The organism is Streptomyces sp. NPDC057654, from assembly GCF_042800135.1.
GTDB lineage: Bacteria > Actinomycetota > Actinomycetes > Streptomycetales > Streptomycetaceae > Streptomyces.
Window position 1 is genome coordinate 1 of record NZ_JBHVHQ010000164.1, and the last position, 7,680, is coordinate 7,680.

The 7,680-nt window shown below is 69.6% G+C and carries 8 protein-coding genes; 2 read left to right on the plus strand and 6 right to left on the minus strand.

Going from position 1 to position 7,680, the window contains the following annotated elements; all coding sequences use genetic code 11:
- Window positions 1–256: 256 nt before the first annotated feature.
- Both ACFU99_RS15350 and ACFU99_RS15355 read right to left on the minus strand, forming a co-directional pair.
- Complete coding sequence (locus tag ACFU99_RS15350) at window positions 257–1,255, minus strand: anion permease (protein ID WP_384391296.1); 999 nt, start codon at window positions 1,253–1,255, stop codon at window positions 257–259.
- 6 nt (window positions 1,256–1,261) lie between these two features.
- Window positions 1,262–1,882 (minus strand): DUF47 domain-containing protein, encoded by a 621-nt coding sequence (locus ACFU99_RS15355; protein ID WP_030892276.1) that lies wholly within the window; start codon window positions 1,880–1,882, stop codon window positions 1,262–1,264.
- A 213-nt stretch (window positions 1,883–2,095) separates the two neighbouring features.
- Between ACFU99_RS15355 and ACFU99_RS15360 the strand changes: the two genes are divergently transcribed.
- A complete protein-coding gene (locus ACFU99_RS15360) occupies window positions 2,096–2,485 on the plus strand; it encodes a metal-sensitive transcriptional regulator (protein WP_384391300.1) in 390 nt (129 codons plus the stop codon).
- 38 nt (window positions 2,486–2,523) lie between these two features.
- On the opposite strand, the gene ACFU99_RS15365 is transcribed toward ACFU99_RS15360, so the two are convergent.
- Both ACFU99_RS15365 and ACFU99_RS15370 read right to left on the minus strand, forming a co-directional pair.
- Window positions 2,524–2,739: a hypothetical protein gene (locus tag ACFU99_RS15365; RefSeq protein WP_384391303.1), complete on the minus strand. Its 216-nt coding sequence runs from the start codon at window positions 2,737–2,739 to the stop codon at window positions 2,524–2,526.
- A 121-nt stretch (window positions 2,740–2,860) separates the two neighbouring features.
- On the minus strand, window positions 2,861–3,757 hold the full coding sequence (locus ACFU99_RS15370) for a hypothetical protein (protein ID WP_384391306.1): 897 nt from the start codon (window positions 3,755–3,757) through the stop codon (window positions 2,861–2,863).
- A gap of 368 nt (window positions 3,758–4,125) precedes the next feature.
- Here ACFU99_RS15370 and ACFU99_RS15375 point away from each other — a divergent pair, with 368 nt between their 5' ends.
- Window positions 4,126–5,703, plus strand: coding sequence for an FAD-binding oxidoreductase (locus ACFU99_RS15375; RefSeq protein ID WP_384391309.1), 1,578 nt, complete (start codon window positions 4,126–4,128; stop codon window positions 5,701–5,703).
- Between the two features lie 18 nt (window positions 5,704–5,721).
- On the opposite strand, the gene ACFU99_RS15380 is transcribed toward ACFU99_RS15375, so the two are convergent.
- Together ACFU99_RS15380 and ACFU99_RS15385 are read right to left on the minus strand one after the other, a co-directional pair.
- A complete protein-coding gene (locus tag ACFU99_RS15380) occupies window positions 5,722–6,414 on the minus strand; it encodes a phosphatase PAP2 family protein (RefSeq protein ID WP_384391312.1) in 693 nt (230 codons plus the stop codon).
- 194 nt (window positions 6,415–6,608) lie between these two features.
- The gene (locus ACFU99_RS15385; protein ID WP_384391325.1) at window positions 6,609–7,577 is read right to left on the minus strand and encodes an NlpC/P60 family protein; all 969 of its coding nucleotides are present in this window, start codon (window positions 7,575–7,577) and stop codon (window positions 6,609–6,611) included.
- Between the last annotated feature and the right edge of the window lie 103 nt (window positions 7,578–7,680).

Below are 7,680 nucleotides of genomic sequence, written 5' to 3' on the forward strand. Positions count from 1 at the left end.
GCAATCAGCCCGCCCGCGCTTGAGAGGACACCCGAACGCGAGCCATTCCAGCCCGTCCGGCGTTTGAGGACCGGGGCCCGGGGCAGCGCCCCGCCAACCCACCGGCCGCACCAACTCAGCCCGTCAGGGGGCACCTCCCAGCGGTAGCTGGGGGCGATTGAGGACACCCGAAGGCAAGCCCAATCCAGCCCGTCAGGGGGCACCTCCCAGCGGTAGCTGGGGGCGGTTGAGGACCGGGGTCCGGGGCGGAGCCCCGCTAACCGAAGAACAGGTTCACAACCCAATAGCTGAGCGCAGCGACAAGGGCAGCGGCCGGCATCGTGATGAACCACCCCATAATGATGTTCTTCGCCACGCCCCACCGAACGGCCTTAACCCGCTTCGTGGCCCCCACACCCATAATCGCCGAAGTGATCACATGCGTAGTGGAAATCGGCGCGTGGAACATGAACGACGCCGTGTACATCACCGAAGCCGCCGTCGTCTCCGCCGCAAACCCCTGCGGCGGATCCAGCTCGATGATCCGGCGCCCGAGCGTCCGCATGATGCGCCAGCCGCCCGCGTACGTACCCAGCGAGAGCATCAGCGCACAGACGATCTTGACCCAGATCGGAATGGGGTCGCCCACGTCCTCGACACCGCCGATGACCAGGGCCATCACCACAATGCCCATCGTCTTCTGGGCGTCCTGAAGGCCGTGCCCGAGCGCCATACCGGCCGCCGAAACGGTCTGCGCGATCCGGAATCCCCGCTTGGCCTTGTGCGGATTGGACCCCTTGAACAGCCACAGAATGATGACCATCACGAAGTAGCCGAGCACCAGACCCACGACCGGCGACAGGAACATCGGGAGAACGATCTTCTCCCAGACCCCCCACCAGTAGACGGTCGAGGAACCGGCCAGCGCGGCGCCGACCATTCCGCCGAAGAGCGCGTGGCTGGAAGACGACGGCAGGCCGAAGTACCAAGTGGTCAGATTCCAGACGATCGCCCCCACCAGCGCGGCGAAGAGGATCATCATCCCCTGCCCGCCGGTCGGCGTGTCGATCAGTCCCTCGCTGACGGTCTTGGCGACCCCGCTGCCCAGAAAGGCGCCGGCGAGGTTCATCACCGCGGCCATCGCGAGGGCCGCGCGCGGGGTCAGCGCCCGCGTGGAGACCGAGGTCGCGATGGCGTTCGCGGAGTCGTGAAAGCCGTTCGTATACGTGAAGAAGAGCGCGACCCCGATGGTCACGACAAGCGCGAAGGTGTCCACCGGAGGTCAGGACTCCTTGACCGCGATGGTCTCGACGGTATTGGCGACGTGCTCGAAAGCGTCCGCCGCCTCCTCCAGCACGTCCACGATCTGCTTGAGCTTGAGCACGTCCATGGCGTCGTACTTGCCGTTGAACAAGTGCGCCAGGAGCTTCCGGTGGATCTGGTCCGCCTGGTTCTCCAGCCGGTTGACCTCGATCCAGTACTCGGTGAGATTGCTCATCGTGCGCAGATTCGGCATGGCCTCGGCGGTCAGTTCCGCCGCCCGCGCGAGCACCTCGATCTGCTGCTCGACGCCCTTCGGCAACTTGTCGACCTGATAGAGAACGACCAGGTCGACGGCCTCTTCCATGAAATCCATGATGTCGTCGAGGCTCGACGCGAGGGTGTAGATGTCCTCACGGTCGAATGGCGTGATGAAAGAGGAGTTCAGCTGGTGGAAGATCGCGTGTGTCGCGTCGTCCCCGGCGTGCTCCGCTGCCCTCATCCGTTCGGCGATCTCGACCCGGGCGGAGGAATCCGCCCCGAGCAGTTCCATCAGGAGCTTCGAGCCCGTGACGATGTTGTCCGCGGAGGCGGAGAACATGTCGTAGAAGCTCGTCTCCCTGGGGGTCAGACGAAAGCGCACTGGGGGTCCTCGGGGTGCAGCGGATTCGGTCGACTTGATGCTAGGCGCATCATCAAGCCACGGCTAACTGGCATTCCATCAGTGTCGCCCATCGGGCAGAGTGCTCAGCAAGGGGTACCTGCCTCGACGTGCTCGGCACGGCGAATCAAGCAAAAGATCGGTACCATATACCCGGTGGGGGTATAAGGCCCATTCAGGACGACGGAGGACGCCATGACGACCACGGAAGCCGCAGTGAACGGCGCCCCGGGCGCCCCCGACGGGCCCGCCCCGACCGACGCGACCGCCGAGGCGCTCGCCACCGCCGACCACGACCGCGGGCCGCACGGCTACAGCCACCAGAAGGACCAGCACCGCAAGCGGCTGCGCCGGATCGAGGGCCAGATCCGCGGCCTCCAGCGCATGATCGACGAGGATGTCTACTGCATCGACATACTCACGCAGGTCTCCGCCAGCACCAAGGGGCTCCAGTCCTTCGCCCTCCAGCTGCTGGAGGAGCACCTGCGGCACTGCGTGGCGGACGCGGCCACGCGCGGCGGCGAGGAGATCGACGCCAAGGTGGCCGAGGCCACCGCCGCCATCGCACGCCTGCTGCGCACCTGACCGGGCCCCTCTCGTCCCGGCCGCCGCACCGGAACCCGTCAGCGCCGGGAGTCCGGCCGCCGCCTGGATTCCGGTCCCTGCGCGGACTCCGGCCGCCGCTGCGGGACCACCCTCAGCACTTCGTCGATACGGTCCGGACTGAGCCGTTCCTCGTCCGCGCTGGACGCCGCGATCATCAACTCGCCGTAGAGATCGATCTCGACGAGGGCAGCCACGGGGTCCGACGCACCGGACGAAGGTCGACGCGAAACCACGGGTTCCACCTCCTTCTCCGATCGGCGACTTACCAGCGTACGGATCGCCGCACACCCCGTGCATGGCACAGACGGACCATTTCGATGGCCCGCCCCGACGGTCCGCTCCGACGGTCTTCGGCTAATTCCCCGGAGAAACAACCTTCCCCGTATAGATATCCCCCGCCGCGGGCAGCCGCACGGTGACTTTCGTCCCAAAGGCATACAGCTCCACCGTGGACGCCACATCCATCGCGCCGTGCTCGGCGTCCGAGACCCTGAAGCGGTGCCGGACCTTGCGCAGCCGCCCCTGTTCGTCCAGGTAGGCGTCGCAGGCGACCGTACGACCGAAGAACCCTTTCGCCGCCGCGGCCAGCGCCTCCTGCTGCCCCGCCGAGGCGGCCTCGGCGGCCCGCCCCAGGTCGCAGCTGCCCTTGAAGTGCCGGACGGTGGCCCCGCCGGACCGCTCGCTCCCGGCGTACTCCACCCGCCGCGCCCCGCGCAGCAGTTCCGCGGCGGCCAGCGGATCGGTCGCCCCGTTCGCGACGAGATTCCCGTCACCGAGCGAGCCCGTGGCCAGCCGCACCCACTTGTCCTCGGGCACGCCCGCGCCGCGGTTCCTCATATAGAGCGCGCCGGGGGCGAAAAGCTCGGTGATCGACGCGCTCCCCTCCGACCCGGCCGCCCCGGCAGCCCCCGCCGCCCCGGCCCCCGGATCCGGCACGCGCACCCGCAGCCGGCCCAGCGAGTCCCCGAAGCCGTAGCCGCCCGAGCCCGCGATGGTCAGCCGGGTGCCGCCGCTGACGGTCTCCAGGTACGTACGGACGCGGGCCCCGCCCGCCCCGGCGAGCACATCGGCGGCGTGCCGCACGGCGTCGAGGGCCTCGCCCGGAGTGAGCGCGCCCACCGCGCGTACGGCCGCGGCCCTGTCGCCGGTGGCGGCGCCCGTGGAGCAGCCGGCCGACGTCAGCAGCGCGATCCCCACTGCCACGGCGGTGGCGACGGCCGCGCCCCCGCGTCCTCGCTCCTGCACCGCCATCGCCGACCGACCCCCTGGTCCCACTGGTCCCGCTGCGCCTGGACACCCGCCCCGTTCAACGACGGTTCCGGGGCCCCGTCACGGCCGGTAGCGTGGTCACGTGTCCGAACCGATCCCCCGCGCCCACCACACGACCACCACGGAGAACGGCTCCTTCTGCATCGCCCGATGTGCGTGCGGCTGGTACGGTCCGGCGCGCCGGGCCCGTGCGCGTGCCCGCGAGGACGCCGATGCCCACCTGGGCGGAACAGGTGACGGAACCCCGTACGCGGGTAGGCCATCTGTCTGAACGGACGTGACCGAGCGGCGGCGCGGCCACCGCGCGCCTGGGTCATGGCATGAGCACGGCATAGGGGGCAGGTACCACGATGGACAGGCGCAGACTGCTGGCGACGGGCGTCGGGCTGGCGGCGGGCGGCAGCTGGCTCGCGGCGTGCAGCGGTGAGGCGAGCCACGCCGTCCCCGACGGCAACGGCTCCTCGGCCCCCGGCCGCAAGCCGTCCGTACCGCCGAGCCGCAAGGCGCACGACCCCGACTGGACCGCGCTCGGCAAGAGCCTGGACGGCGGCCTCATACGCCCGGACGACGCCGACTATCCGACGGCCCGTCAGCTCTACAACACCCGGTTCGACAACCAGCGCCCGGCCGCCGTCGCCTATGCCGCCGGCGCCTCCGACATCGCCGAGTGCCTCGCCTTCGCCCGCCGCCACGGCACCCCCGTCTCCATCCGCAACGGCGGCCACAGCTACGCCGGCTGGTCCAGCGGCAACGGCCGCCTGGTCATCGACGTCTCCCGGCTGAAATCGGTCCGTACGACCTCCTCGACCACCGCCGCGATCGGCGCGGGCGCCAAGCTCATCGACGTCTACACGGGCCTCGCCGGACAGGGCGTCACCATCCCCGGCGGCTCCTGCCCCACGGTCGGCATCTCGGGCCTCACCCTCGGCGGCGGCCATGGCGTCGTCTCCCGCGCGTACGGCCTGACCTGCGACAGCATGACGGGCGCGACCATCGTGACGCCCGACGGCAAGACGCTGGAGTGCGACGACACCCACAACGCGGACCTGTTCTGGGCGCTGCGCGGCGCGGGCAACGGCAACTTCGGGGTCGTCACCGAGCTGCGGTTCCGTACCCGGCGGGCGGCGAGCGGGGCGACCGGCTATGTCTCCTTCCCCTGGTCACGGGCGGCGGCGGTGCTCCGCGCCTGGCAGAAGTGGGGGCCCCAGCAGCCGGACGAGATATGGACGGCGTGCGATCTGTCCGTGACGGCCGGGCAGGACCCGACCATCGCCGTCTCCGCGTTCACCATCGGCACGGCGGGCGACCTGCGCAACGCCATGGACCGGCTGGTGGAGTCGGCGGGCGGCTCCGCCGGTTCCGTGACGGTGTATCAGCACACCTATCTCGACACGATGCGCCGCTACGCGGGGTGCGGCACGAAGTCGGCCGAGGAGTGCCATCTGCCCGGCGGCACGCCGGGCCGCCGGGCGAGCGGGACGCTGGGGCGCGAGACGTACGCGGCGCGCTCGGACTTCTTCGACCGGGAGTTGACGGCGCTGGGCCTCCAGACGCTGGTGGGCCAGTTCGAGCGGTTCAGCCAGACGGCGGGCAGCGGGAAGGGCTCGGTCCAGCTGACGGCGATGGGCGGGGCGATCAACCGCGTGAAGCCGCTGGCCACCGCGTTCGTCCACCGCCGCCAGCTGTTCCTGGCCCAGTATCTGACGTCGTGGCAGTCGGGCGGCTCCGGCTCCGCCCAGACGCCGTGGCTCGACGGCATCCACTCCGCCATGCGCCGCTTCGCCTCCGGCGCCGCCTACCAGAACTACGCCGACCCCGGCCTCAAGGACTGGCGCAAGGCCTACTACGGCGACGCCGCCGACCGCCTCACCAAACTCAAGGGCCGGTACGACCCGAACCGCGTACTGGACTTCCCGCAGGCGCTCTGAGGCGGCCCTCGGTCCGCTCTACGCGGCGAGGTCGTTGTGGCGGTGGCGTGGCTCCGGGAGTTCCGCCTCGTCCGCGGGGTCCACGGCCGTCGGGCGGGGGCGCGGGCGTACGAGCCGGCCGGCGCGGGACTCCGCGAGCCTGGTCATCAGGGGCGTGAGGAGCATCATCGCGAGCGGGGCGAAGAGGAGGGCCACGGCGGTGCCGAGGGCGAAGCCGCCGATGACGTCGGTCGGGTAGTGGACGCCCATATAGACGCGGCAGAAGCCTTCCAGCAGGCCCAGGGCAATGCCGGCCAGGCCGTACTTGCGGTTGGCGCAGAACAGGCCGACCCCGACGGCCATCGTCAGCGTGGCGTGGTCGCTGACGAAGGAGAAGTCGGTCTTGCCCTTGACCAGGACGTCCAGGCCCTGGTGCTCCATGAAGGGCCGCTGCCGCTGGACCAGGTCCCGGATGGGGATGTTGACCAGCAGCGCCAGCCCGGCGGCGACCGGGGCCCAGACCAGGCCGGCCACGGCCACCGGCGCGTCGGCGCGCTTGCGCGCGCTCCACCAGGCGAAGACCATCAGCACGGCGAGTCCGATGACGATGCCGTACTCGCCGGTGAACTCCACCACGCGGTCGAACCAGTGCGGGGCACCCTTGGCGAAGCCGTTGATGTCGTAGAGAACGCTGACGTCGGGGTTCGAGCCGTCCATCGCGAGTCCAGCCATCTGTCGCGGCCCCTTATCTTTCGCCTGTCACTACGTGCAGCTGCCAACCCCCGTGGTCGATAACGCCGGTAACAGCGCGCCGCGTGCCCACCCCAATGGAACGTCAATGCCCTGGCCGACGTTCCGTTCTCCACTCAATGATCACCAGGACGTTACCGAAGGGTGACCCATCGTCGCAGCTCAGGGCAGGGCTTCTACGCTGCGTTGGGTTCGGGCAGCGCTTTCGCGCCATCCTCGGTCACACGCGTCGCACCGATGTAATCGGGTTTATCAATCTTGTCGTACCGGATCACCGCACCGGTGTACGGCGCGTTGATCATGTAACCATCCCCGACATACATCCCCACGTGGTGAATGCTGCGCGGGTCATTCAGGTCATTGGCGAAGAAAACGAGATCGCCCGGCATCAATTCGTCCCGCTTGGGATGTTCACCCGCATTCCACTGGTCGTTCGCGACACGCGGCAGTTCGATGCCCACCGAGTGGTACGCGGCCTTCGTCAGCCCCGAGCAGTCGAACCGCCCGCCCTGGTCCGCCGTGCCGTTGCCGCCCCACAGATACGGCGTGCCGAGCACCTTCTGCGCGAAGTAGATCGCCCCGGCCGCCTGTTGCGAGGGCGCGACCCGGCCGACCGGTTTCGAGAAACTCTTCGCCAGCGTGCGGATCGTCTTCACATAGCCCTGGGTCTCCTGGTACGGCGGCACCCCGGCGTTCTTGATCACCGCGTACGCGCCCGCGTTGTACGAGGCCAGCATGTTGTCCGAGACGTCGCCCGGCACGTTCTTCACGTACTTGGCCAGATCGCAGTCATACGTCGCCGCGGACGGAATCGCGTCCTCCGGATCCCAGATGTCCTTCTTGCCGTCCCCGTTGCCGTCGATGGCGTGGGCCTCCCACGTGCTGGGGATGAACTGCGCTATCCCCAGCGCGTTGGCCGGACTCACGGCCTTCGGGTTCCAGCCGCTCTCCGAGTACAGCTGCGCCGCCAGTAGCGGCGGGCTCAGCGCCGGGCAGAGATTGCCCCACTTCTGCACCAGCGCCTGATACTGCGCGGGCACCGCGCCCTTCGCCAGCCCGACGGCGCCGGCCGTGCCGCCGCCCGTCAGGCTTGAGGCGGCCGAATAGACCCCCACGACCAGCAGGCCGATGAAGCAAAGGGACATCCCGATACCGACGCTGACGCCCAACCAGACTTTTCGCACCCCGTCGGCCTGCCCCCCCCCCCCCCCCCCCCCAACAAAGGTGGGGCCCCGCGGGCGAACCCCC